Below are 24137 nucleotides of genomic sequence, written 5' to 3' on the forward strand. Positions count from 1 at the left end.
AGGAGCCGGTCACATGTCCCTCAATCAAGCTCACGCATACGCCTTCAGCCTCGCCACCACCCTCATGGTCTCCATCGTCATCTTCCAGGCCGGCGACGGCACCATGGGCGTCATGCCCGCCGGCGAATATGACGGCGATTTCGCCGCCATCATTCACGAGGTCGATCCCTTCGCCCGCTGACCACGGGCAAGGCGTCACGGCGGCAAGCGGAAGTCCTACGGGATTTCCGCTCCCGTCCTGCCTTCTCTTCGGCTACACTATCAATGCGCCGTGGTGGTGGAGGCGCAACCGTCAGACCTTTATCTCACGGAGAACACCACCATGATCTTCATCGGCATCATCTCCAGCATCGCGGCGATCGGCGTTCTCTGCTGGCTGCTGTTCACACTGGCCGTCGTCGCGCTGCCGTTCTTCGCCGGCGTCAGCGCCGGGACATGGGCCTATCAGACCGGCGCCGGCTGGCTCGGCGCGATCATCGTCGGCCTTGTCGCTGCCGCACTCACACTCGGCCTCGGGCAGTTCCTGCTCGCCTTTATCCGTCCGCTCTGGATACGCCTCGCGATCGCTGTCGCGTTCGTCGCGCCTGCGGCGCTCGCCGGCTACCACGCGACGCATGGCATCGTGAAACACACCGTGCCCTCCGACACCTGGCAGATCATCTTCTCCGTCATCGGCGCGATTGCCGTTGGCGTAACGTCGCTGATCCGGGTGACAGGAATGGCCGCACCCGGGCCAACCGTGCAGAACGTCGCGCGCGCTTGAACATCCTTACCGGGGGCGGACGGACGACCGGTTAATGTATGACCTTTCGCGCTCCCCGTCGTCAGTGTCGTTGTCAATGGCGTTGATCGGATCGACGGCTGACCCAGCCGGCGCGCCATTCCCCGGTGATGGTGCTGGGGGCAATGCCGTGACGGCGTGCCCGATGACGGTAGAAGTGTCGGGAGAAGGCGATCTCGCGGGCAACGGGCAGGAGTCGGCGGGACGTACCGTCTGGCGGAGCTGGTCTGAACCGCGGTGTCAGGCTTCGTCCCGGTCCATCGGTGCGGGATGGTCGCCACGTTCTCCTGTGATGCGTCTCTGTCAGGTCGACCGCTCCAAAACGGCCTCTTCAATGGGCTGATCTGGCCGAAGGTCGGCTGCGCCTCGATCGCCTATGCCGCAACAGCGGCGTCGAAACTTTCTTCCCCTGCCGGCTGCGCCGTCATTCCTCGCGCGCCAAGAAAGCCCCTCCTTTGCTGTCAGGCCCCATCCCCACCCCAGCGCGCAAGCGCGCTGGGGACCCCGAGGTCGGGGTGCGCCGTCAATCGCCTCCGGCCTGTCGATCGCCATCGAGGCCGCAATGGTGCGGGCTCGGAACAGAGTTCAAGGAGAACTACCATGGCGACCATCGGCACCTTCAAGAAGACCGGCAACAACGAGTTCAACGGCGAAATCGTCACTCTCAGCGTCCAGACGAAGAACGTCCGCATCGTCCCCGAGGCCCGCGCCACCGGCGAGAACGCCCCCAGCCACCGCGTCTTCGTCGGCCGCGCCGAGATCGGCGCCGCCTGGTCCAAAACCTCCAACGAGGGCCGCGCCTACCTGGGCCTGAAGCTCGACGATCCCAGCTTCAACGCCCCGATCTACGCCAACCTCTTCGACGACGAGGAAGGCGAAGGCTTCAGCCTCATCTGGTCCCGCCCTAACGGCCGCCGCAACGGCGAGTAAGGGTAGCGCGACGCCCCGCCCGGACAAACCGGGCGGGGCCAAACGCCTGCGCGAACCGAATCAGTTCGCGGCAATGCGATTAAAACGAGGCGCCAAAAAGCCAGAACCGCTGGCCCCAGTCCGCAAGAACGACTATTATAGCCGTAGTTCTAGCGTGCGAGTAGGTCCAAGTGGGAGGTGATCATGCATGATCACCGCCCGACAATCGCGGGCCGCACGCGCGTTGCTGGGTTGGACACAGGAGACGCTCGCTGACAAGGCCCGGGTATCACTGACCGCGTTGAAGCGCCTCGAATCCGACAGCGGACTTGGGGTGTATGAATCGACTCGCGATCAGGTCCGGCGCGCCTTTGAGGCCAGCGGCGTCGTCCTGCTCAACTCCGGCCAAAGCGTGGGAGTGATGCTGGTTGGTGACAAGGACAACCCTTGACGACTTTTTCGGGCGAACCCGCCCGACCATCCTGATTTTGCGTCAAACCGCGGCGGTGTGGCACGGGATATCATTACGGTTAACAAACCGCTCCAAATTGGATACGAATGACTCGTGGGGCTCATCGTGACCAACGCAGAATATCTGGACGAACCGCCGCTCGGGGCGGCGCTCACCGCCTACGATCAGGCGCATCTCAAACTGTACCTCAGGCTGCTCGACGCCGAGGCGGAAGGTGCGGCTTGGGAAGAAGTGGTCGAACTTCTGTTCGGACTTGACCCCGCAGCCGAGCCCCGTCGAGCAGCCCAGATTCATGCCACTCATCTCGCCCGCGCCAAATGGATGACCGAAAACGGATACCGCCATCTCCTCCGTGCGGGTTACCATTGAGCGGCGACGTGATGCAGGACCTGCATCACGTTCGTCTGCCTTCGAACTTCCCAAGCTAAACTCAACTTGGAATCGTCTCTCATGCACAACTCGCGTTCAACGCGGGCATGGGAGAACAGAGGATGCCCCAGGAGAGCGATTGGCGGTCTAGCGACGCCTACGATTATATTGATCAACTCCATACTTCAGATCTCGCTTGGGAGTTCCTCCGGCGAAACCGCCAATATCGCGAGTCTTACTATGAGCTTGCTCGCGGCGGGCAGGTAAGCGGCGAGCAAGCCCGCCGCTTCGCAGAGCAATGGGGGTTATCCTTTCGCTTTGGACCCGGCGCTTACTGCCCTCCGCCAACCGGTCTTTTGGACCCCGATCACCGACCCCGGCGCCGTTCTGCTCGAACCGCAGCCTGCGCTTTTGGGCGCCCCGGCTGCCGCTGACGACGTTCTGCGGTCCCACGCAATCTTTGAAGCTGACGGCCGTCACGCACGGCTCGCCGTTCGCGATGAAAACATCAACGTGACCTTTCTGCCGCCAACTGACGGCAGGGGACTCGTTGCCGTGGTCATCCTGGACGAAGATACCCCCGACCGGCTCTACGCTATCAGCCGCCTGTGGGCTGCGATCCGCGGCCGCCCTCTCCCTGCCGACAACCGCATGACCGAGCAGCGGCGTCAGCGCGCCCCGCAAATGCTGCGGGTCGTCGACGCACGTCTTGCCGGGGCGACGTATCGGTCGATCGCAGAATCCATGTTCCCTACGCATAAGATCGATGCCGCCTCCTGGGCCGGGGACGCTCTGCGGGAAACCACCATCCGGCTGGCACGCGACGGCCTAAAACTCGTCGAAGGCGGTTACCGTTCGCTTCTCCGTCGACCCCGCCGATCATAGCCCGTCGTCGACCGCCCGAGGCGTGTCGAAATTAGATACCTATCTTCGACATCGTCCGACCCACCGCCTTCACGCCACCGTGCTCTCGAACCGCCGCCTGACGGCAGCGGCCCCCGATGAGACCACGGAGGCTCGACAATGGCCGAAACTACCGCCGGCATCCCGCCACGCTACCTGCGCACGCAAGAAGCCGCCCGCTTCCTTGGACTGTCGGAGCGCACGCTTGAGAAGCATCGCACCTACGGGACCGGCCCGGCTTATCGGAAGCTCGGCGGCCGAGTCGTCTACGCCATCGAGGATCTCCAGACCTGGGCCGACCGCGGCCTCGTCAACTCGACCTCCGACCCGCGCGGCTCAGTGCTTCCCGCCAAGAGGCAGGAGTCATTGGACCGCCGCCTCGCCGGCCGCCAGCCGCGCTGAGACGACCGGCCATGTCGTCCCGCCCGCACCACCGCGACGAGCGCGCGCAGCTCGATCTGTTCCGGGCGCTGCCCGGCGATCTTGCGCCGCGCGATGCGCAGGACCTCATGGCCTATCCGTTCTTCTCGCTCGCCAAATCGAAGCGCCTGACACCGATCGACTTCAAGGCCGGTTCGGTGAAGATCCGCGTCGAAGCCGTGCCCGAACACGGCATGGCGACGATCTGGGACGCAGACGTCCTGATCTGGGCGGCCTCGCAGATTGTCGAAGCCCGTGACGTCGGCCTGCGCCCGTCTCGCCTCATGGCGACCACGCCCTATGAAATTCTGAACTTCATCGGACGCGGCGTCTCGCTGCGCGATTACGACCGCCTGAAGGCCGCGCTCGACCGACTTCAATCCACCACCATCGCGACCTCGATCCGCCAGCCCACCGAGCGGCGGATGCACCGCTTTTCCTGGATCAACGAATGGAAGGAGCGCGCCGATCACCGCGGCCGGCCGCTCGGGCTCGAACTGATCGTACCCGACTGGTTCTACGGCGCCGTCCTCGACGATGCTTTGGTCCTCACCATTGACCGTGACTATTTCGGGCTGACTGGCGGCCTGGAGCGCTGGCTGTACCGCCTCGTGCGCAAGCATGGCGGCAAGCAGGAATTCGGCTGGAGCTTCGATTTCCCGCATCTCCACGCAAAGTCTGGCAGCCTCTCGCCGCTCAAACACTTCGCCTACGACCTGCGAGACATCGTTCGCCGTCAGCCGCTACCCGGCTACCGCCTGACCATCGAGCAATGCGTCGGCGGGCCCGAAATCCTGTCCTTCGTACCAACCGATCCCGACGCGCTCGGCATCCCGCGCGGCCGTCGCCGCTCGACAACTCGACCTGGGGATAAGCTGTGAATCATCTCGTGCTATCAGGGACCGGCGCTATCGTGCCATCGGGGACCGGACTCTCGTGCTATCGGGGACCGGAATCGTCGATTCCTCGCGCTGAATCAGCAGCTTGCGAGCCCCGTAACTTATCTAACCTAGATTCCTACGGAATCTTTCTAACGCAAACGCGTTTTTCGACCGCTGTGGACGAGTCCCCGATCGCCGGGAGACCGTCATGATCGTCGCGTTCCTCAACCAGAAGGGCGGCGTCGGAAAGACGACGCTCGCCCTCCATCTCGCCGGTGAATGGGCTCGGCATGGGCAGCGCGTCACGCTGATCGACGCCGATCCGCAAGGCTCCGCGCTCGACTGGTCACAGCAGCGCGGCCGGGAGGGATTGGAGCGGCTGTTCGGTGTTGTTGGCCTGGCCCGCGACACGCTCCACCGCGAAGCGCCGGAGCTGGCGCGCGACGTCGATCATGTCGTCATCGACGGACCGCCGCGTGTCGCCGGTCTGATGCGTTCGGCACTGCTCGCCGCCGATCTTGTACTGATCCCGGTGCAGCCGTCACCGCTCGACGGCTGGGCGTCGGCCGAGATGCTGACGCTGCTCAGCGAAGCGCGGATCTATCGACCGGACCTCAAGGCGCGGTTCGTGCTGAACCGCTGCGCGGCCCGCACGATCCTCGCCCGCGAAACCGCCGAGACGCTCGCGGAACACGATCCCCCGCCGCTCCTCACCACGATCGGTCAGCGCATCGCTTTCGCCGATGTCGTGCAGACCGGACGGCTCGCAGCCGAACAGGACGATACATCGCCCGCCGCGCGCGAGATCGCCGCGCTCGCTGCCGAAGTCACGAGGATCGGGGCATGAGCGAGCAGTCCTCGAAACGCCGCTTCGCGTCCCGCCCTGCCGATCCGGAAAGCTGGATCAAGGCGCCGGACCGTCCGTCGCCGCGCGCGGAGGCCGCCGCCGATTTCACCGCCAGGCTGACGATCGACGTCACCGCCGACATGCGCGGCCGGATCAAGATCGCCGCTTTCCAGCGCGGGCAGACCGTCGCCGACATGCTGCGCGCCCTGTTCGAGCGCGAGTTCCCAACCAGCGAAGGAGGACCACGATGATCGGCGTCGCCGACACGTCGGTGCGCAGCAGCTTGCTGCCTGCGATTACTACCGATGCCCCGACCCATGTCGAGCTGACGTGGATCGAGAATAAGATCGAATTCTGGATCAGGTTCGGTCGCGAGGCCGCCGAACAGATTCTCGACCGCCGCCGCCGCGTCGTCTCGTTCGCGCCGGACAGCGTCTTCGCCTTTGTTCGCTGGACCTCCAACGACTACGGCACTGCGCTTTCGCGGCTCGACATTGTACGCGCCGTTCGTACCGGCGAGCGCTGCCAGACCCTGCCATTCGTGCGCCCCGGTGGCGACATCCTGTTGCGCGCCGATGGATGGCCTAAGGTCGAACGCGTACTTCAGCTCATCGACGCGATCGAGGCGCGGGACATCGATGCGACGGATGTTTCGCCCGATCACTGGCGACACGTCCACAACCGTCTGACGGTCGGTGAAGCGCCCCGCGCCTATGACATGCAGCAGCATCGCGCCTTCCTCCTGCGCCGGGAGATTGGCGCATGACCCGCCTCGGCTATGCCTTCGCGACGACTGCCGCCGTATCGCTGCTCGGCATCACGTCGATCGCGTCATTCGCACCAAAGCTGGTCTGGAATGCCTCGGCCAGCACGCCGATCGGTCTGTATGCGATCGGCGAACCCGGCCGGGTCGACGTGACGGATCTGGTCGCCGTGCGCGCGCCAGAGCCGCTCGCCACCTTCCTTTCGGATGGCGGATATCTGCCGCGCGGCGTTCCGCTGATGAAGCACGTTGCTGCGCTTCCCGGGCAACGTGTGTGCAGAACCGGGCTCGCCATCACGGTCGATGCCGTGCCGATGGGCGATGCGCTGGACCGCGATCGTCGCGGTCGCTCGCTGCCGATCTGGCAGGGCTGCCGCATGGTCGCGGACGGCGAACTGTTCCTGATGAACTGGCAGGTCCGCGACAGCCTCGACGGCCGCTATTTCGGGCCTCTCCCCGCCAACTCGGTCATCGGCCGGGCCACACCCCTCTACACCGACGAGGACGGCGATGGCCGCTTCGTCTGGCGCGCGCCGACGCGGTGACGGCACGCCCATGACCTTGTCCACCGCAATCTGAAGGAGACGACCCATGTCCGTGATCGGTCAATTCACGCGCGAAAATGATGGCTTCGTCGGCCACCTGACGACGCTGTCACTGCACCAGGACATCATCATCGTTCCGGCCGAACCGTCCGATGCCGAGAACGCGCCCGACTTCCGCGTCCATGTGCTCGACAGCATGAACAACGAAACCGGCGCGGAGATCGGCGCCGGCTGGAAGCGCACCGGCGAGAAGGCCGGCGACTACGTTTCGCTTCAGATCGATGATCCGACCTTCGGGCATCCGATCCGCGCCAACCTCTTCCAGTCGGCCGACGACAAGTCCGCCTGGGGCCTGCACTGGAACCGCCCGCCCAAGCGGGCCGAGCGGGACTGAGCGATGTCGGCTCCGCACCTCAAAGCTGTCGTCGGGCGGTCCAACGCCGCCCGGCGCACAGCCCTCCTTCTCCTTTCCGGCCTCCTGCTTTCCGCGCCGCTTTGCGCCACCGCGACTGCGCAGACGGTGTCGGTCGAGGGGCCCTCTCGCGCCGATTCCTACGCCACATTCATCACCGAGGCAGCGCAACGGTTCGGCGTTCCAGAGCACTGGATTCGTGCCGTCATGCGCATCGAAAGCGCTGGCGACGTGCGGGCGATCTCGTCGGCCGGCGCGATGGGACTGATGCAGGTCATGCCCGCCACATGGGCCGATCTGCGCGTCCGTCACCGGCTCGGCGCGAATCCTTACGATCCACGCGACAACATTCTGGCGGGCACTGCGTATCTGCGCGAGATGCACGACCGCTACGGTTCGCCGGGGTTTCTCGCGGCCTATAATGCTGGTCCCGGCCGCTATGAAGAGTATCTCGCCGGCCGTCCTTTGCCGGCCGAAACTCGCGCCTATGTCGCCGCGCTCGCACCCGTCATCGGCGGCGCAGACGCGCTTGCTCCCGTTACGGTCGCGGCAGCCGATCCCAACGCCTGGACGCGGTCTCCGCTCTTCATCGCGCAGTCCGAACACGCGACGACCGCCGTTCCGACGTCCAACAATGGCGCTTCCGAGGACACTCCGGCCGCCATTCCGGTGCGCGATGTCACAGCCATCGCTCCGCAATCCGCAGGCCTGTTTGTCGCCCGAAACGCCGATCGGGGGCCGCGATGACGGTGTTCGCGGCATTTCGTGGAATGGCGTGCTCTGGCGCAGGGATGGCGGTCCGAGGACGGAGAGCAGGCAACACAACCGCACGATGGCGAGATAAAAGCGCGCGATGTGCGGCTTGGTGCGGTCGTGTGTTTTCAGAGACTTATGGCGAATTGGCGCGAGGTGCGCCTGATCGACGCAGCCTGCGCATTCGCCATTTCGCGAGGGATTTCCGCGCGTTTGCGCGATGTGCGGAGCCTCGGCCATGAGCGGCGAGGACGACTTCCGCATCCGGCCAGGCCGTATCCGCTCCACCCGCGCACAGCAAACGCGGCCCTTCATCGCCCAGGCCCTCGCCGCCGCCCAGCGTGCCGGCGGCAGGGTCTCGCGCTCCGGCAAGATCAGCTCGGGCAACCGCTCGCGTTTCGGGCGCGGCCAGCGAGCGACCGTCCAGGCCAATCGACTGCTCACCAACCGATCGCGCAACACCGTGATCAAGACGCGCGTCGTCCGGCACACCGCTCGCTCGGCGCCGCTCAACGCCCACCTCAGCTATCTGCAGCGCGAAGGCGTCACCCGGGATGGGGAGAAGGCGAAGTTGTTCGGGCCGGAGACGGAGGCGGCCGACGCCAAGGCTTTCGCCGAGCGCACTCAGGACGACCGACATCACTTCCGCTTCATCGTCTCACCTGAGGACGCGACCGAGATGTCCGACCTCAAGACTTTCGCCCGCGAGCTGATGGGGCAGATGGAGACAGACCTCGGCACCAAGCTCGACTGGGTCGGCGTCGATCACTGGAACACGGATAATCCACATGTCCATATCATCCTGCGCGGGCGCACCGATGACGGTCAGGACCTCGTCATCTCGCGCGACTATATCAAGGAAGGCATGCGCGCCCGCGCGCAGGACCTCGTCACCCAGGAGCTGGGGCCGCGCACCGATCACGAGATCCGCCGCAATCTCGAACGGCAGATCGACGCGGAGCGCTGGACCAATCTTGACCGCCAGCTTGCCCGCGACAGCTATCGCACCGGCGTCGTCGATCTCGCCCCGCTCCCTGACCGCCAGCCCGACGAATTCCATGCGATGAAGGTCGGCCGCCTCCGCAAGCTGGAGACCCTCGGCCTCGCCGATCAGGTCGGCCCCGGACAATGGGTCGTGTCCGAGAATGCCGAGGCGACGCTGCGGGAGCTGGGCGAGCGTGGCGACATCATCAAGCGCATTCACCGTGGCCTGACCGAGCGCGGCATCCAGCGCGGCGCGGCCAGCTACGTGCTTGCCGGTGAGAGCCTCGACGATCCGGTCATCGGCCGGCTGGTCGACCGTGGTCTCGACGACGAGTTGAAGGGCACCGCCTATGCCGTGGTCGACGGCACCGACGGACGCACCCATCACATCAAGCTGCCCGACCTCGACGCCGCTGGCGACAGCGCGCCGGGCTCGATCGTGGAGCTGCGCAAATTTGACGACGCGCAGGGGCGCAGGCGCGTCGCGCTCGCCGTCCGCTCCGATCTCGAAATCGAGCGGCAGGTCCATGCGACCGGCGCCACCTGGCTCGACCGGCAGGCGATCGCCCGCGATCCCGTCGCGCTCGGCGGCGGCGGATTCGGCGCGGAGGTTCGTCACGCGATGGACAGGCGGGCCGAGCACCTCGTTGGTCAGGGCCTTGCCGAGCGGCAGACGCGCGGTGTCAGTTTCTCCCCCGGGCTGATCGACACGCTGCGCCAGCGCGAGGTCGACGCCCTTGGCGAGAAGCTTGCGGCCGAGACCGGTCGGCAATTCTCGAAGGCCGCGGCGGGCGAATATGTGGCCGGCACCTATCGCCAGCGCTTTGCGCTCGCGTCGGGCCGCTTCGCCATGATCGACGACGGCCTCGGCTTCCAGCTCGTGCCCTGGTCGCCGTCGATCGAGCGTCAGATCGGTCAGCACGTCTCCGGCGTGTCGCGCGGCGCCGGTGGCGTCGACTGGAGCTTCGGCCGCAATCGCGGCCTCGGCATGTAGCCCAATCAAGAAAGGAGTGCCCGCCATGTCGGCGACCAAAATCCTCTGGGGCCAAATCCTCACTGTCTTCCTGATCGTGCTGATGACGACCTGGGCGGCGACGCAGTGGACGGCCTATCGGCTCGGCTTCCAGCCGCAGCTCGGACTTCCGTGGTTCGAACTGGCCGGCTGGCCGATCTACTATCCGCCCGCCTTCTTCTGGTGGTGGTACTTCTACGACGCCTATGCACCTCCGATTTTCATCGAGGGAGCCTATATCGCGGCGTCCGGTGGCTTCATTTCCATCGCCGTCGCGATCGGCATGTCGGTCTGGCGGGCGCGTGAAGCTAGGAATGCCGAGACGTTCGGCTCCGCCCGCTGGGCGGTCGCCGCGGAAGTCCGCGCCGCCGGCTTGCTGGGCGCGGACGGCGTCGTGCTCGGGAAGTTCGACCGCGACTATCTCCGCCATGACGGCCCCGAGCATGTGCTGTGCTTCGCGCCCACGCGATCCGGCAAGGGCGTCGGCCTGGTCGTGCCGTCGCTGCTGACCTGGCCGGGCTCCGCGATCGTCCATGACATCAAGGGGGAAAATTGGACGCTCACCGCCGGCTATCGCGCGCGTCATGGTCGCGTGCTGCTGTTCGATCCAACCAACACGAAATCTGCCGCCTACAATCCGCTTCTCGAGGTGCGCCGCGGCGAATGGGAGGTCCGCGACGTCCAGAACATCGCCGACATCCTCGTCGATCCGGAGGGCTCGCTGGAGAAACGGAACCACTGGGAGAAAACCAGCCACGCATTGCTGGTAGGCGCAATCCTGCATGTCCTCTACGCCGAGGCTGATAAGACGCTTGCCGGCGTCGCGGCGTTCCTCTCCGATCCGAAGCGGCCGATCGAGTCGACGCTCGCCGCCATGATGAAGACAGCCCATCTCGGCGAGGCCGGACCGCATCCGGTGATCGCCAGCGCCGCGCGCGAGCTGCTGAACAAATCCGACAACGAGCGATCAGGCGTGCTGTCGACAGCGATGTCGTTCCTCGGCCTCTATCGTGATCCCGTCGTCGCCGAGGTCACACGCCGCTGCGACTGGCGCATCGTGGATATCGTCGGCGGCAAGCATCCGACGACGCTCTACCTCGTGGTGCCGCCGTCGGACATCAACCGGACCAAGCCGCTGATCCGCCTGATCCTCAATCAGGTCGGCCGCCGGCTGACCGAGGACCTGCAGGCGAACGGAAACCGCCACCGGCTGCTCCTCATGCTCGACGAGTTTCCCGCCCTCGGTCGTCTCGACTTCTTCGAGAGCGCTCTCGCCTTCATGGCGGGCTACGGCCTCAAGGCCTTTCTCATCGCCCAGTCGTTGAACCAGATCGAGAAGGCCTACGGCCCGAACAACTCGATCCTCGATAACTGCCATGTCCGGGTTAGCTTCGCCACCAACGATGAGCGGACCGCCAAGCGGGTCTCGGACGCACTCGGCACCGCAACCGAGATGCGGGCGATGAAGAACTACGCCGGCCATCGCCTGTCGCCCTGGCTCGGCCACATGATGGTGTCGCGCTCGGAAACGGCGCGGCAACTGATGACGCCCGGCGAGATCATGCAGCTCCCGCCCGCCGACGAGATCGTCATGGTCGCCGGTACGCCACCGATCCGCGCGAAGAAAGCGCGGTACTATGAGGATCGCCGGTTTCAGGAGCGCATCGTAACGCCGCCGAACCTGGTGAAACGGACAACGGCACGGCCCGATGACTGGAGCGCGCTGCCGCTTCCAGCGGCGCCGACCGTGTCGATCGCGACCGACGGCGAGCGCGGATCGGAGGATGAGGATACGACCGACTCCGAGCGCCGGCATCAGCCGGAACTGAGCCGCGCAAAGCCCGTCGAGCCAATGCAGCCCATCGAAAACGAATTCGAGATCGATCCCCGCGACGATGCCGATGAGGACGCCGCTCGCCTCTCGCGCATGAATCAGACCATGCGCCAGGTCGCACGCCAAGCATCGCTCGATCCCGGCGACGGTATCGAGCTTTAGGAGGCACCATGGCAAAGCCTCCCAAAAAGCAGCGGCTATCGGTGTATCTCGAACCCGACGTCATGAAGGCGCTCGCCGCGCACGCCGCCCGGCGCGATCCTCTCGCTGATCGCGGGAAGCTGGCATCGCCTCCTGTCGCCCTACGCTGCCGAACGGCAGGAGGCGGCTACGACGAAACGGCTCGACCAGCTCGACCGGCGAATGGCGCGTATGGAGCGTGACCTTGGAATCGCCGTCGAAACGCTGGCCGTCTTCATCCGATTCTGGCTGACGACGAACCCGCCGCTCCCCGAGCCCGCCCAGGCAGCGGCGCGCGCCAAAGCCGGCGAACGCTACGAAGCGTTCGTCACCGCGCTCGGCCGGCGACTCGCTCACGGGCCGAAGCTTAGGCAGGAAATTTCCGAGGACATCACGCCCGCGCACGACGCGGATTAATCACGGCCACGTCCACTTCAAGTATTCCGGCGTTCCGCCGTTTCCCTGTATTTGTACGCTACAGTACGACGACCACATTATGGTTGTTGTCAGGCCATGATTTCTGCCTCTTCTACTCATCCCCGATCCAGGGCCGCATGTCGCGGTCCCGCAAGAGAACGGGGACGACGTGGCGGCCACTCACCAGAAATCGGAGGCGATCCTTCGCGGCGCGCGCATGCTGCGCACGGCCCTCGGGCCGGCGATCGCCCGGTTTCTGGAAGACCCCGCGATCGTCGAGGTGATGCTCAACCCCGATGGGCGGCTCTGGGTCGACCGGCTTTCCGAAGGACTTTCCGACACGGGTGAACTGTTGTCGCCGTCAGACGGCGAGCGGATCATCCGCCTCGTCGCCCATCATGTCGGGGCCGAGGTTCATCCCGGCGCCCCACGTGTCTCAGCCGAGTTGCCCGAAACGGGGGAGCGGTTCGAGGGGCTGTTGCCGCCCGTCGTGTCCGCCCCGGCCTTCGCGATCCGCAAGCCGGCCGTCGCCGTGTTCACGCTCGACGACTATGTCGCCGCCGGGATCATGGCGGCGCATCAGGCCGAGACGCTGCGCCAGGCCGTCGCCGATCGGCGCAACATCCTCGTCGCCGGCGGCACCTCGACCGGCAAGACGACCCTCACCAACGCTTTGCTGGCTGAGGTCTCGAAGACCTCCGACCGCGTCGTCCTGATCGAAGACACGCGCGAACTGCAATGCGCCGCGCCGAACCTCGTCGCCATGCGGACCAAAGACGGCGTCGCCTCGCTCTCCGATCTTGTCCGCTCCTCTCTTCGCCTGCGCCCTGATCGGATTCCGATCGGCGAGGTCCGGGGAGCCGAGGCCCTCGATCTGCTGAAGGCCTGGGGCACAGGACACCCCGGCGGTGTCGGAACCATCCACGCGGGTACGGGCATCGGCGCGCTGCGTCGGATGGAGCAGCTCATCCAGGAAGCCGTCGTCACCGTCCCGCGCGCCCTGATCGCCGAGACGATCGATCTCGTCGCCGTGCTTTCCGGCCGGGGCACGTCGCGCCGCCTCGCCGAACTCGCCCGCATCGAGGGCCTTGGCCCCGACGGCGACTACCGCGTCACGCCCGCAAGCCAGCCCCTCACAGGAGGTCCGTCATGATCCAGCATGCCCTGCGTTTCCGCCGCCATATCGCGACTGCGGTATCCGTCACCTTCGTCTCGCTGGCGCTCGCGCCTGCCGCTCACGCTTCCGGCTCCCAAATGCCCGGGAGGGCCCCCGCTACAGTCCATCCTCGAATCCATCGAGGGCCCGGTCGCCAAAATTATCGCGGTGATGATCATCATCATCACCGGCCTGACGCTGGCCTTCGGCGACACGTCGGGCGGCGCGCGCAAGCTCATCCAAATCGTCTTCGGCCTGTCGATCGCCTTCGCTGCGTCCAGCTTCTTCCTGTCCTTCTTCTCGTTCGGCGGCGGGGCGCTCGTCTGATGGCCAACGGCGCAGATCATCATGGCGAGCTGGCGGGCTTCTCGGTCCCGGTCCATCGGTCGCTGACCGAGCACATCCTGCTCGGCGGCGCTCCGCGCTCGATCGCCATTCTCAACGGCACGCTGGCAGCCGCGCTCGGCCTTGGCCTCCGCCTCTGGCTGGTCGGCCTGGGCCTTTGGGCTCTCGGTCATTTCGCGGCCGTCTGGGCGGCCAAGCGCGATCCGCAGTTCGTCGATGTCGTGCGCAAACATCTGCGCATCCCCGGCCACCTGTCGGTTTGAGGAGCGACGCCGATGATGAACCTCGCCGAATATCGCAACCGCAATACCCGTCTCGCCGACTTCCTGCCCTGGGTCGCTCTGGTCGGCGAAGGCATCGTCCTGAACAAGGACGGCAGCTTGCAGCGAACTGCACGGTTTCGCGGACCCGACCTCGACAGTGCCGTTCCGGCCGAGCTGGTCGCGGTCGCCGGGCGCCTCAACAACGCCTTCCGTCGCCTGGGCTCCGGCTGGGCCATCTTCGTCGAGGCGCAGCGCCATGGTGCCGCGACCTATCCGGCCAGCGTGTTCGCCGACAGCGCGTCGGCCTTGGTCGACGCCGAACGGAAAGCCGACTTCGAGGAAGCCGGCGCGCACTTCGAATCGAGCTACTTCCTCACCTTCCTCTACCTTCCCCCGGCCGAAGACGCGGCGCGCGCAGAGACCTGGCTCTATGAGGGTCGCGATCACGCTGGCGTCGATGCGCACGAGATCCTGCGCGGCTTCGCAGACCGCACCGATCGCATCCTTCAGCTCATCGACGCCTTCATGCCGGAATGCGCCTGGCTCGATGACGGCGAGACGCTGACCTATCTGCATTCGACCGTCTCGACCAAGCGGCACCGCGTCCGCGTGCCCGAGACGCCGATATATCTCGATGCGCTGCTGGCCGATCAGCCCCTGACCGGTGGGCTCGAACCCCGGCTCGGCGACGCACATGTCCGCATCCTCACCATTGTCGGCTTCCCGACCGCGACCACGCCCGGCATCCTCGATGAGCTGAACCGGCTGGCCTTTCCCTATCGCTGGTCAACACGCGCCGTCCTGCTCGACAAGACCGACGCCACCAAGCTGCTGACGAAGATCAGGCGTCAGTGGTTCGCCAAGCGCAAGTCGATCGCCGCCATCCTCAAGGAGGTGATGACCAACGAGGCCTCTGCGCTGGTCGATACCGATGCGGCCAACAAGGCCGCCGACGCCGATATGGCGTTGCAGGAGCTGGGCGCCGACTACGCCGGCCAGGCCTATGTCACCGCGACGATCACCGTCTGGGACGATGATCCGCGCATTGCAGCCGAGAAGCTGCGGATGGTCGAGAAGGTCATCCAGGGCCGCGACTTCACCGCCATGCCCGAGACGATCAACGCCGTGGACGCCTGGCTCGGCTCGCTGCCCGGCCATGTCTACGCCAATGTCAGGCAACCTCCGATCTCCACATTGAATCTCGCCCACATGATCCCGCTGTCGGCGGTGTGGGCGGGACCGGAACGGGACGAGCACTTCGATGCACCCCCACTGCTTTACGGCAGAACCGAAGGCTCGACCCCGTTCCGGCTTTCCATCCATGTCGGCGATGTCGGCCATACGCTGATCGTCGGTCCGACCGGCGCCGGAAAATCCGTTTTGCTCGCGCTGATGGCGCTTCAGTTCCGGCGCTATCCACAATCCCAGGTCTTCGCCTTCGACTTCGGGGGATCGATCCGAGCAGCCGCGCTCGCCATGCGGGGCGACTGGCACGATCTCGGCGGCGGCCTGACCGAAGGCGCCGACGACAGCGTGTCGCTTCAGCCGCTGGCCCGGATCGACGATGTCGCCGAACGTGCCTGGGCCGCCGACTGGCTGGTCGCGATCCTGGGGCGAGAGAGCATGCCGGTCACGCCCGAGGTGAAGGAGCATCTCTGGTCGGCGCTCTCCTCGCTGGCGTCCGCGCCGATCAACGAGCGGACGCTCACCGGCCTGTCCGTCCTGCTGCAGTCCAACGACCTGAAGCAGGCGCTTCGGCCCTATTGCGTCGGCGGTCCCTATGGCCGGTTGCTCGACGCCGAGGCCGAGCATCTGGGCGAAGCGAATGTCCAGGTCTTCGAAACAGAAGGGTTGATCGGCACGGGCGCCGCCGCCGCCGTGCTCGCCTATCTCTTCCACCGCATCGAGGACCGCCTCGACGGTCGCCCCACGCTGCTGATCGTCGATGAAGGCTGGCTGGCGCTAGACGACGAGGGTTTCGCCGGTCAGCTCCGCGAGTGGCTGAAGACGCTGCGCAAGAAGAACGCCAGCGTCATCTTCGCGACGCAGTCGCTCTCCGACATCGACGGCTCAGCGATCGCGCCAGCCATCATCGAGAGCTGTCAGACTCGCATCCTGCTGCCGAACGAACGCGCGATCGAGCCGCAGATCACCGCCATCTATCGCCGCTTTGGGCTCAACGATCGCCAGATCGAGATCCTCGCGCGGGCGATGCCTAAGCGCGACTATTACTGCCAGTCGCGGCGCGGCAACCGGCTGTTCGAGCTGGGGCTGTCGGACGTGGCGCTCGCGCTCTGCGCCGCGTCGTCCAAGCAGCACCAGGCGCTGATCGCGGACGTTCACGCCCGCAGCGGCACGGATGGCTTCCTCGCTGAGTGGCTCGCCGAGAACCGGCTTGCCTGGGCCGCGGACCTCATCGCCGACCTCACCAATGTCATCCCCCAAACCGATCCGGAGACACGCCCATGACCCGTTCTACTCAATCCCGCTCGCTTGCACTGCGTATCACCGCAGCGCTGCTTGCCGCGCCGATCGCGCTTTCGCCGATCCTGTCGGCGCCTGCCCGCCGCTGCGCAATGGATCGTCTACGATCCGACCAACTATGCGCAGAACGTCCTGACGGCGGCGCGCACCCTCCAGCAGGTCAATCAGCAGATCACCCAGCTTCAGAACGAAGCGACGATGCTGATCAACCAGGCCCGCAACCTCGCCAGCCTGCCATACTCCTCGCTCCAGCAGCTTCAGCAGTCGGTTCAGCGCACCCAGCAGCTCCTGCAACAGGCGCAGGGAATCGCCTACGACGTCCAGCGCATCGACCAGGCGTTCACGTCGACCTACGGCAACGCCTCCATGTCCGCCTCCGACCAGGCGCTCGTGGCGCAGGCGCGGGAGCGCTGGCAGAACACGGTCGGCGGCCTGCAGGACGCCATGCGCGTCCAGGCCGGCGTGGTCGGCAACATCGACACCAACCGCGCCGAGATGTCGTCACTGGTCGGCCAGAGCCAGGGCGCGACGGGAGCGCTGCAGGCGACGCAGGCCGGCAACCAGCTTCTCGCGCTGCAAGCGCAGCAGCTTGCCGATCTCACCGCCGTCGTTGCCGCCAACGGCCGGGCGCAAAGCCTGTCCGAGGCCGAGCGATCTGCCGCGGCCGAACAGGGTCGCGAACAGCGCCGACGGTTCCTGACGCCGGGCACCGGCTATCAGCCCGGCAACGCCCGCATGTTCCCGAACGGCAACTGAGGGCGCGGCCATGGACGGCAAGATGCTCGCACGGCTCGGCGCTGTGGTGTTCGTGGCCGTCGCGATCACTGCGACCGCGATCGAGATGAACCGGAAAGAGGAAGTGCGGGAGGCGTGGCCGTCCGACCGGACCACCCAAGCGCAGGGCGATCCGTTGCGCGACGAAATGATCCGCTGCCAGGTGCTCGGCGAAGCGGGGCCGCGCGATCCGGCGTGCCTGCGGGCCTGGGCCGAAAACCGCAACCGCTTCCTCGCGCCCGGCGCGCGACCTACCGAGCGCTTGCCGGACATCCCGCCAGCGCCGCGAAACACTCTCATACCCCAATCGGACCGCACCGATCAGCCGGCCTTCGAGCCCGCCGCACCGATCGCGCCGCCGCAGCTCGACGAGGCGAGATAAGATCATGGGCGGCACCGGCGTCATTGACCATTTTCTTGAGGTCTTCACCCGCTACATCGACAGCGGATTCGGGCTACTCAGCGGCGAAGTCGCCTTCATCGCCACCACCCTGATCGTCATCGACGTGACGCTGGCGGCGCTGTTCTGGAGCTGGGGCGCCGACGACGACATCATGGCCCGCCTGGTGAAGAAGACGCTGTTCGTCGGCGTGTTCGCCTACATCATCGGTAATTGGAACAACCTCGCCCGGATCATTTTCGAGAGCTTCGCCGGCCTCGGCCTGAAGGCTAGCGGCACCGGGTTCACCACGGCCGACCTCTTGCGCCCTGGCAAGGTCGCTCAGACCGGGCTCGACGCCGGACGGCCGCTGCTCGATTCCATCTCCAGCCTCATGGGCTACTGGTCGTTCTTCGAGAACTTCATCCAGATCGCCTGCATGTTCCTGGCCCTGGTGCTGGTGCTGCTCGATCCTCGCCATCCAGCTCTTCGTCACGCTCATCGAGTTCAAGCTGACGACGCTCGCCGGCTTCGTGCTGATCCCGTTCGGCCTGTTCGGCAAGTCGGCCTTCATGGCCGAACGCGTGCTCGGCAACGTCATCTCCTCCGGCATCAAGGTGCTGGTGCTGGCCGTCATCATCGGCATCGGCTCGACGCTCTTCTCAGAATTCACATCCGGTTTCGGCGGCCAGAACCCGACAATCGACGAAGCGATGGCGATCGTGCTCGCCGCGCTGTCGCTGCTCGGCCTCGGTATCGACCTTCAGGATCTGGAAGCGGCATCGTCTCCGGCGGTCCCCAGCCAGCGCCGGAGCAGCAGTCGGCACTGGCCTGGCCGCAGGCGGCATGGTCGCGCTCGGCGCTGGCGCCGTCGGCGCCGCTGCGTCGGGTGGTGCTGCGCTGGCCGGTGGTGCCGCCGCCGCCGCTCGTGGCGGTGCTGCGATCGCCGGCGGCGCGTCCACCGCTTACAGCCTTGGCTCAGCCGGGCAGGCCGGCGCGGTCGGTGTCGCTTCCGGTCTCGGCGGGGTCGTGCGTGCCGGCGGCAGCGCCGCCGTCTCACCTCTGCGTCGCGCCGCATCGCGTGCCGCCGAAAGCATGCGCTCAAGCTTCAACGCTGGCGGCAAGGCCGCCTTTGAGGCGACAGGCGGCACTTCCACCATGGGCTCGATCGGCGGTGACGCGGCCGGTGATGGCGCCGCTGCCGCCGGTTCCGCGAACGCCGGCGGTCCGCCGGCCTGGGCGCAGCGGATGCGCCGATCCCAGCACGTGACCCATGCCGTCCAGGCCACGGCCCATGCCGTCCGCTCCGGCGACGCCCACGGCGGCGGCTCTTCCATCAATCTTTCCGAAGGCGATCGCTGATGTTCAAACGACCCTCTACCCATTATGGCAAGGCCCCCGAGCCGGCGACGCCCTATCAACGCGCCACCCAGGTCTGGGATGAGCGCATCGGCGCCTCGCGCGTGCAGGCCAAGAACTGGCGGCTCATGGCGTTCGGCTCGCTGATCCTATCGGCCGGGTTCGCCATCGCGCTCGTCGTGCAGTCAGCACGCGGGACGATCGTACCCTGGGTGGTCCAAGTCGATCGCATCGGTCAGGCGCAGGCCGTCGCGCCCGCCGAGGCCGACTATCGTCCGACCGATCCGCAGATTGCCTTCCACCTAGCGCGCTTCATCGAGCAGGTCCGGAGCATTCCGGCCGATGCGATCATCGTCCGGCAGAACTGGCTGCGCGCCTACGACTTCACGACTGACCGCGGCGCCATGGCGCTCAATGACTACGCCCGCTCCAACGACCCCTTTACACGGGTCGGCCGGCAGCAGGTCGCTGTCGACGTCTCCAGCGTCATCCGCGCGTCCCCGGACAGCTTCCGCGTCGCCTGGGTCGAGCGCCGATACGAAAATGGCCAGCTCGCCGAGACCACGCGCTGGACCGCGATCCTGACGATCGTCGTGCAGATCCCCCTGAACGCCGACCGGCTCAGGGCGAACCCGCTCGGCATCATGCTCAACGCCATCAACTGGTCACGGAGCTTGTGGGGGTACCAAGCCGTATTTCCGTAAAGCCGGAAACCCGGCTTCACACACACACGTACTCCCGGCTCTCCGTAGAGCCGCATTCCCGGTCGTTCTGCTAGCGGCGACCGCGCTCGCGGGCTGCGCGACCACCAATCCGCCGCCGGAGATTTCCTACGACAATGCGGCTCCGGCGGTGCAGACCGTCGATCCACCCGCGCCGGTCACCGTGGTCGAGCTGCCCCGGCCGCTGCCGCTGCCTGGCCAATTGCAGCGTGTGGAGGAGACGCGGCGTGCCCCGGAGCCTTCTAATCCGACCGCTCGCGTCAACCAGGCAAACGAGGCGGCACGAGTCCAGCCGGTGCGCGACGGCTTCATTAACTCGATGCAGGTCTACCCGTGGACTCAAGGGGCGCTTTATCAAGTCTATACCGCCGTCGGGCAGATCACCGACATCGCGCTCCAACCCGGGGAGCAGCTTGTCGGCGCAGGCCCGGTGGCCGCCGGCGACACAGTGCGCTGGATCATCGGCGACACCGAGAGCGGATCGGGGGCAACGCGCCAGATCCACATCCTAGTAAAGCCCACCCGCGCCGACCTGATGACAAACCTCGTCATCAACACCAACATGCGCACCTATCACATGGAGCTGCGCTCGACAGAGCGCACCTATATGGCGTCGGTCTCATGGCAGTATCCGCAAGACCAGCTCATTGCGCTGCGCCGTCAGAACGCCGAGGCGCAGGCGGCCCAGCCGGTGGCGAGCGGCGTCGATCTCGCGAACGTCAACTTCCGCTATGCGATCGAGGGCGACCGTGCGCCGTGGCGGCCGCTGCGCGCCTTCGACGACGGACGCCAGGTCTTTATCGAGTTTCCGCGCGGCATCGGTCAGGGCGAGATGCCGCCACTCTTCGTCGTCGGCCCCGAGGGCAACACCTCTGAGCTCGTGAACTATCGCGTTCGCGGCCACCACATGATCGTTGATCGTCTGTTCGCGGCTGCCGAACTTCGCTTCGGCTCCGGCCGCGAGCAGAAGCGCGTCAGGATCGTCCGCACAGACGGGAGGCCGACCTCGTGAGCGAGAACCCGCCCCGGATTGAGGAAGTGCCGGACGACGATGCGCAGCCCCTGACCGGCGAGCCGGTCGGGCCTGCGCCGATGCGGCTGCGGGCCGAACCGCCCCGCGTCACCCGGTTGTCGCGGAAGGTTCTCGCCGGCCTCGGTCTTGTCGCCAGCGTCGGGCTTGCAGGTGCGCTGATCTACGCGCTTGAGCACCCGCGACGCCGGTCGGCCCAACGACGAACTCTATTCGACCGAGAACCGCTCGACCGCGACGGACTGGCCGGCCTGCCGCGAGATTGCAGCGGGCTGGCCGCCGACAGCGACGTCCCCCTCTTCCCGGTGACCTCGGCCGGCCGATCCTTAGTACCCAGGATCGCGGACAGCCGGTGCCCACACCCGGGACGGCCACGCCCAATCCCGGCATCAGCCCGGAAGAGCAGCGCCGCCTTCAGGAAATCGAGACCGCGCGCACCAGCCGTCTCTTCTCCGGATCGGAAAGCCGGGGCACACCCGCTGCTGGGGAGCTGCCCCAGCGCTCGCGCCGGTGCCGGATTTGGCGAGCATTGGCCTCGCTCCGCCGCCCGCCACGCCCTCGGCGCAGGACCGGCAGAACGCGTTTCTGAACGCCGCGGCCGATCGCAGGACGGTTGCGCCCGATCGCGTCGCTGCGCCAGTATCGCCGAACGTCCTTCAGGCGGGAGCAGTGATATCCGCGGCGCTGATCACCGGCATCCGATCCGATCTACCCGGCCAGATCACCGCGCAGGTCACCGAAAACATCTACGACAGCCCAACCGGCCGTATCTTGCTTGTGCCGCAAGGCACTCGTGTGGTCGGGCAGTACGACAACAACGTGCAGTTCGGCCAGAGCCGAGTCGCCGTTGGACTCGGCTCGTCTTCCCGAACGGTGTCGATCGTTCTCCAAGCGCCAGCCTGGTGCCTGACGCTGAAGGGTTCGCCGGGCTGCAGGATGGCGTCGATTACCATTGGTGGGATCTGGCCAAGGCTGCGGGATTGTCGACACTGCTGAGCGTCGGCGCCGAACTCGCGGTCGACAACGACGATCAGCTCGTTCAGGCGATCCGGAACGGTGGGCAGGACACCATCAACGACGCAGGGCAGCAGATTGTGAGGCGTCAGCTCAACGTCGCGCCCACGATCACTATTCGGCCCGGATTTCCCGTGCGCGTTATCGTGACGCGAGACTTGGTACTGGAGCCATATGGAGGTTGATGATGTCGAAGCTTAAGCTAGGCCCCATCGCGGACGACAAGCCGCTTAAGGTACAGGTCGAGCTACCTGCAGCTCTCCACCAGGACCTTGTTGACTACGCCCACCTATTGGGCCGAGAGCAAGGTCAGTCCGCTGTTGACCCAGCTCGGTTAATCGTCCCGATGTTACAACGGTTCATCGCGACAGACCGTGGCTTCGCCAAAGCCAGGCGAACGTTGACGCCGGGGAGCGCCGATTAATCCGTGGTCCCCGCTCTAGAGGGGGTGTCGAAACACTTCAGCAGCAGCGGCAGAGTCGGGTTGTCGTTGTCACTGGAAGAAATTATAGCGGCCGTCGGCGCCCGCGCCGATGGGAGCGGGATCAACGCGATATCCGGCCGGTAGATCACGCTGGTGATGGTCAAGCCGAAGCCCTGTTCGACCATCGTCAGCAGGGTTTCTCGGCTGACTTGTTGGATCGAGAGTTGAACCGCTCCGTCTCCGGCGCCCACCATGCGCCGGAGTATGCCAGCGAGCTCACGCCCAGCGCCATCCGAGCGAACGAGGAAGACTTCGTCACAAATGTCCTCCCACGACAGCTGTGGCCGTGCTGCCAACTCGTGAAGCGGGGACAATGCCACGAACAGATCTGGTTCGCAGAGACGTCGAACTTGGAACTGAGGGCTCTTGCTCGCACTCAGGCTGATTGCTGCTCCAGTAATCCGCGCTTCACCCCCAAAGTGTTTTCTTCTGAAGTGCCTTCCTCAAGCTTTACCTCGATCGTCGGATGTCTATTTCTGAATGCCGAGAGAATGTTGATGATCGGGCACGCCGGGAACGCTTCAAGCATTCCAAACCTCACGAGCCCGGTCTTGAGTTTCCGCGCGGAGCGGATCTCCGTTGCGGCGTTACGAAGGTAGCGCGCTCCCACCACCGCTTGTTGAAGGAAGCGCTCACCTTCTGGAGTCAGCCCTGCCCCCGCTCGCGTACGCTTGAAGAGAGAAAAGCCAAGTTGGCGCTCAAACAGCTGCAAACGTCGGCTGACGGTGGATTGCGATATCGATAGGCGCTCCGCCGCTCGGCGGAAGCTGCCGGCCTCGGCGACCTGAACGGCGTACTTCAGGTATCGGAGATCAAGAGTCAGGTCGGGCATGAGACCCGTCCGATCATACCGGCGGTCTCATCGGCGAACCGCCTGCGCCCGGTGAGCCACTGATGCACGTCCACTTTCATCCAGCCTACCCCCCGCTAGCGCCTGGGAACGAGCACGTCCGTTGATCTCAGATGTGGAATCCGAGCTGAGCCCCTCAATGAGCATGACCATGTCCGAATCTGTCATAGATGCATGCGGCGGTCATACATTTTCACACGCTTGAAGTCTATGCGCGAAGCATATATTCTTGCGGTATGGAGCCTGAGGTCGCCAAGTACCATTTAGGTGCACTCGCGTTGGCGGTTGCAGACAGCATCGCCAGTGTCTCGGCCTCGTTTTCACCAAGCGGCCCGGGGACCGCCGTGATGGTGTTACTCAGCATGGAGCCCGGACTGCCGATCAGCGTTTTGGCTACCTCGATCGGGCTTTCTCATGCCGGGACGGTGCGATTGATCGATAGGCTCGAGCGCGAACAGTTGGTGGAACGACGAAGACAAATCACCGACAGGCGGGCGCGCTTCATTCACCTCACCAATTCGGGGAAGAAGATAACGGACGCCTTGCTCAAGGCACGGGAGCAGGTGATCTCCGAATGTATTTCGCCCCTGTCGCCCAATGACCTCGACATTCTAGGCATGCTGTCGGAGCGGCTCCTTGTGGCAAACGGCTTCGACAAAGATGGCTCGGTCAGCCTTTGCCATCTGTGCGGCTACAGCAGGATCGCGCCTTCCCGTGGTAAAGCTAAGCCGGGGCGCTCGCCACGCTGGAACGTCGCATCAGAAGGCTGACGATATGATCAGGCAGGCTTGAAAT

Annotated in this window: 28 protein-coding genes and 5 pseudogenes; 31 read left to right on the forward strand and 2 right to left on the reverse strand. The window is 65.7% G+C overall.

Features of this window, described 5'->3' with window-relative positions; all coding sequences use genetic code 11:
* Positions 1-13 precede the first annotated feature (13 nt).
* The 30 genes and pseudogenes from U2P60_RS06965 to U2P60_RS07110 all read left to right on the forward strand — a co-directional run bounded on the left by U2P60_RS06965 (position 14) and on the right by U2P60_RS07110 (position 22432).
* The gene (locus tag U2P60_RS06965; protein ID WP_192799400.1) at positions 14-181 is read left to right on the forward strand and encodes a hypothetical protein; all 168 of its coding nucleotides are present in this window, start codon (positions 14-16) and stop codon (positions 179-181) included.
* Positions 182-322: 141 nt separating this feature from the next.
* On the forward strand, positions 323-763 hold the full coding sequence (locus U2P60_RS06970; protein WP_323873643.1) for a hypothetical protein: 441 nt from the start codon (positions 323-325) through the stop codon (positions 761-763).
* 34 nt (positions 764-797) lie between these two features.
* A complete protein-coding gene (locus U2P60_RS06975) occupies positions 798-1124 on the forward strand; it encodes a hypothetical protein (protein ID WP_413571931.1) in 327 nt (108 codons plus the stop codon).
* Between the two features lie 257 nt (positions 1125-1381).
* Positions 1382-1711, forward strand: coding sequence for a DUF736 domain-containing protein (locus tag U2P60_RS06980; protein WP_151690338.1), 330 nt, complete (start codon positions 1382-1384; stop codon positions 1709-1711).
* Between the two features lie 187 nt (positions 1712-1898).
* Entirely contained in the window at positions 1899-2141 is a 243-nt protein-coding gene (locus U2P60_RS06985; protein WP_151690339.1) for a helix-turn-helix domain-containing protein, read from the forward strand.
* A gap of 126 nt (positions 2142-2267) precedes the next feature.
* Positions 2268-2531 (forward strand): DNA -binding domain-containing protein, encoded by a 264-nt coding sequence (locus U2P60_RS06990; protein ID WP_210251400.1) that lies wholly within the window; start codon positions 2268-2270, stop codon positions 2529-2531.
* A gap of 122 nt (positions 2532-2653) precedes the next feature.
* On the forward strand, positions 2654-2965 hold the full coding sequence (locus U2P60_RS06995) for a transcriptional regulator domain-containing protein (protein ID WP_366849330.1): 312 nt from the start codon (positions 2654-2656) through the stop codon (positions 2963-2965).
* Positions 2850-3416, forward strand: coding sequence for a DUF2285 domain-containing protein (locus U2P60_RS07000; RefSeq protein ID WP_235918394.1), 567 nt, complete (start codon positions 2850-2852; stop codon positions 3414-3416). The genes U2P60_RS06995 and U2P60_RS07000 overlap by 116 nt, the downstream gene beginning before the upstream one ends.
* A gap of 138 nt (positions 3417-3554) precedes the next feature.
* Positions 3555-3836, forward strand: a complete 282-nt coding sequence (locus U2P60_RS07005; RefSeq protein ID WP_151690341.1) for a helix-turn-helix transcriptional regulator — start codon at positions 3555-3557, stop codon at positions 3834-3836.
* Between the two features lie 11 nt (positions 3837-3847).
* Positions 3848-4735 carry a replication initiator protein A gene (locus tag U2P60_RS07010; protein ID WP_151690342.1) on the forward strand — a complete coding sequence of 296 codons (888 nt, stop codon included), beginning with the start codon at positions 3848-3850 and terminating at the stop codon, positions 4733-4735.
* Between the two features lie 208 nt (positions 4736-4943).
* Positions 4944-5582 carry a ParA family partition ATPase gene (parA, locus tag U2P60_RS07015; RefSeq protein ID WP_092160966.1) on the forward strand — a complete coding sequence of 213 codons (639 nt, stop codon included), beginning with the start codon at positions 4944-4946 and terminating at the stop codon, positions 5580-5582.
* Positions 5579-5833 (forward strand): hypothetical protein, encoded by a 255-nt coding sequence (locus U2P60_RS07020; RefSeq protein ID WP_151690343.1) that lies wholly within the window; start codon positions 5579-5581, stop codon positions 5831-5833. The genes parA and U2P60_RS07020 overlap by 4 nt, the downstream gene beginning before the upstream one ends.
* The gene (locus U2P60_RS07025; protein ID WP_151690344.1) at positions 5830-6348 is read left to right on the forward strand and encodes a DUF2840 domain-containing protein; all 519 of its coding nucleotides are present in this window, start codon (positions 5830-5832) and stop codon (positions 6346-6348) included. Before U2P60_RS07020 ends, U2P60_RS07025 begins: the two co-directional genes overlap by 4 nt.
* Positions 6345-6890, forward strand: a complete 546-nt coding sequence (locus tag U2P60_RS07030) for a S26 family signal peptidase (RefSeq protein WP_103243958.1) — start codon at positions 6345-6347, stop codon at positions 6888-6890. Before U2P60_RS07025 ends, U2P60_RS07030 begins: the two co-directional genes overlap by 4 nt.
* A gap of 46 nt (positions 6891-6936) precedes the next feature.
* Positions 6937-7284: a DUF736 domain-containing protein gene (locus U2P60_RS07035; protein ID WP_103243959.1), complete on the forward strand. Its 348-nt coding sequence runs from the start codon at positions 6937-6939 to the stop codon at positions 7282-7284.
* 3 nt (positions 7285-7287) lie between these two features.
* A complete protein-coding gene (locus U2P60_RS07040; RefSeq protein ID WP_151690345.1) occupies positions 7288-8049 on the forward strand; it encodes a lytic transglycosylase domain-containing protein in 762 nt (253 codons plus the stop codon).
* 244 nt (positions 8050-8293) lie between these two features.
* Positions 8294-10033, forward strand: coding sequence for a relaxase/mobilization nuclease domain-containing protein (locus U2P60_RS07045; protein ID WP_103827475.1), 1740 nt, complete (start codon positions 8294-8296; stop codon positions 10031-10033).
* Positions 10034-10058: 25 nt separating this feature from the next.
* Positions 10059-12047 (forward strand): conjugal transfer protein TraG, encoded by a 1989-nt coding sequence (locus U2P60_RS07050; protein ID WP_103243961.1) that lies wholly within the window; start codon positions 10059-10061, stop codon positions 12045-12047.
* A gap of 8 nt (positions 12048-12055) precedes the next feature.
* Positions 12056-12482: pseudogene (locus tag U2P60_RS07055) on the forward strand (CopG family transcriptional regulator).
* Positions 12483-12651: 169 nt separating this feature from the next.
* Positions 12652-13635, forward strand: a complete 984-nt coding sequence (gene trbB / locus U2P60_RS07060; protein WP_103827476.1) for a P-type conjugative transfer ATPase TrbB — start codon at positions 12652-12654, stop codon at positions 13633-13635.
* A pseudogene (locus U2P60_RS07065) lies at positions 13632-13965 on the forward strand (TrbC/VirB2 family protein). Before trbB ends, U2P60_RS07065 begins: the two are co-directional and overlap by 4 nt.
* A complete protein-coding gene (locus U2P60_RS07070) occupies positions 13965-14246 on the forward strand; it encodes a VirB3 family type IV secretion system protein (RefSeq protein WP_103243964.1) in 282 nt (93 codons plus the stop codon). Before U2P60_RS07065 ends, U2P60_RS07070 begins: the two are co-directional and overlap by 1 nt.
* 12 nt (positions 14247-14258) lie before the next feature.
* Positions 14259-16715 carry a conjugal transfer protein TrbE gene (gene trbE, locus U2P60_RS07075; protein ID WP_103243965.1) on the forward strand — a complete coding sequence of 819 codons (2457 nt, stop codon included), beginning with the start codon at positions 14259-14261 and terminating at the stop codon, positions 16713-16715.
* Positions 16712-17486 (forward strand): annotated as a pseudogene (trbJ, locus tag U2P60_RS07080) (P-type conjugative transfer protein TrbJ). The gene trbE and the pseudogene trbJ overlap by 4 nt, the downstream one beginning before the upstream one ends.
* A 10-nt stretch (positions 17487-17496) precedes the next feature.
* A complete protein-coding gene (gene trbK-alt / locus U2P60_RS07085) occupies positions 17497-17886 on the forward strand; it encodes a putative entry exclusion protein TrbK-alt (protein ID WP_103243966.1) in 390 nt (129 codons plus the stop codon).
* A gap of 4 nt (positions 17887-17890) precedes the next feature.
* Positions 17891-19245: pseudogene (gene trbL, locus U2P60_RS07090) on the forward strand (P-type conjugative transfer protein TrbL).
* Entirely contained in the window at positions 19245-19946 is a 702-nt protein-coding gene (trbF, locus tag U2P60_RS07095; RefSeq protein ID WP_413571934.1) for a conjugal transfer protein TrbF, read from the forward strand. Before trbL ends, trbF begins: the two are co-directional and overlap by 1 nt.
* A 67-nt stretch (positions 19947-20013) precedes the next feature.
* On the forward strand, positions 20014-20976 hold the full coding sequence (gene trbG, locus U2P60_RS07100; RefSeq protein WP_198149083.1) for a P-type conjugative transfer protein TrbG: 963 nt from the start codon (positions 20014-20016) through the stop codon (positions 20974-20976).
* Positions 20973-22193, forward strand: a pseudogene (locus tag U2P60_RS07105) (TrbI/VirB10 family protein). The gene trbG and the pseudogene U2P60_RS07105 overlap by 4 nt, the downstream one beginning before the upstream one ends.
* A 2-nt stretch (positions 22194-22195) precedes the next feature.
* Entirely contained in the window at positions 22196-22432 is a 237-nt protein-coding gene (locus U2P60_RS07110; RefSeq protein WP_026227538.1) for a DUF2274 domain-containing protein, read from the forward strand.
* On the opposite strand, the gene U2P60_RS07115 is transcribed toward U2P60_RS07110, so the two are convergent.
* Both U2P60_RS07115 and U2P60_RS07120 read right to left on the reverse strand, forming a co-directional pair.
* Entirely contained in the window at positions 22429-22893 is a 465-nt protein-coding gene (locus tag U2P60_RS07115) for a LysR substrate-binding domain-containing protein (RefSeq protein ID WP_413572021.1), read from the reverse strand. The genes U2P60_RS07110 and U2P60_RS07115 overlap by 4 nt on opposite strands.
* Positions 22869-23324, reverse strand: coding sequence for a LysR family transcriptional regulator (locus U2P60_RS07120; protein ID WP_413571935.1), 456 nt, complete (start codon positions 23322-23324; stop codon positions 22869-22871). The genes U2P60_RS07115 and U2P60_RS07120 overlap by 25 nt, the downstream gene beginning before the upstream one ends.
* Before the next feature lie 365 nt (positions 23325-23689).
* On the opposite strand from U2P60_RS07120, the gene U2P60_RS07125 reads away from it, so the two are divergent.
* Positions 23690-24112: a MarR family winged helix-turn-helix transcriptional regulator gene (locus U2P60_RS07125; RefSeq protein WP_223296479.1), complete on the forward strand. Its 423-nt coding sequence runs from the start codon at positions 23690-23692 to the stop codon at positions 24110-24112.
* The last annotated feature ends 25 nt before the right edge of the window (positions 24113-24137 follow it).

Origin of the sequence: Brucella sp. H1_1004, assembly GCF_047308065.1 — a bacterium.
GTDB classification, from domain to species: Bacteria; Pseudomonadota; Alphaproteobacteria; order Rhizobiales; family Rhizobiaceae; genus Brucella; species Brucella pseudogrignonensis_B.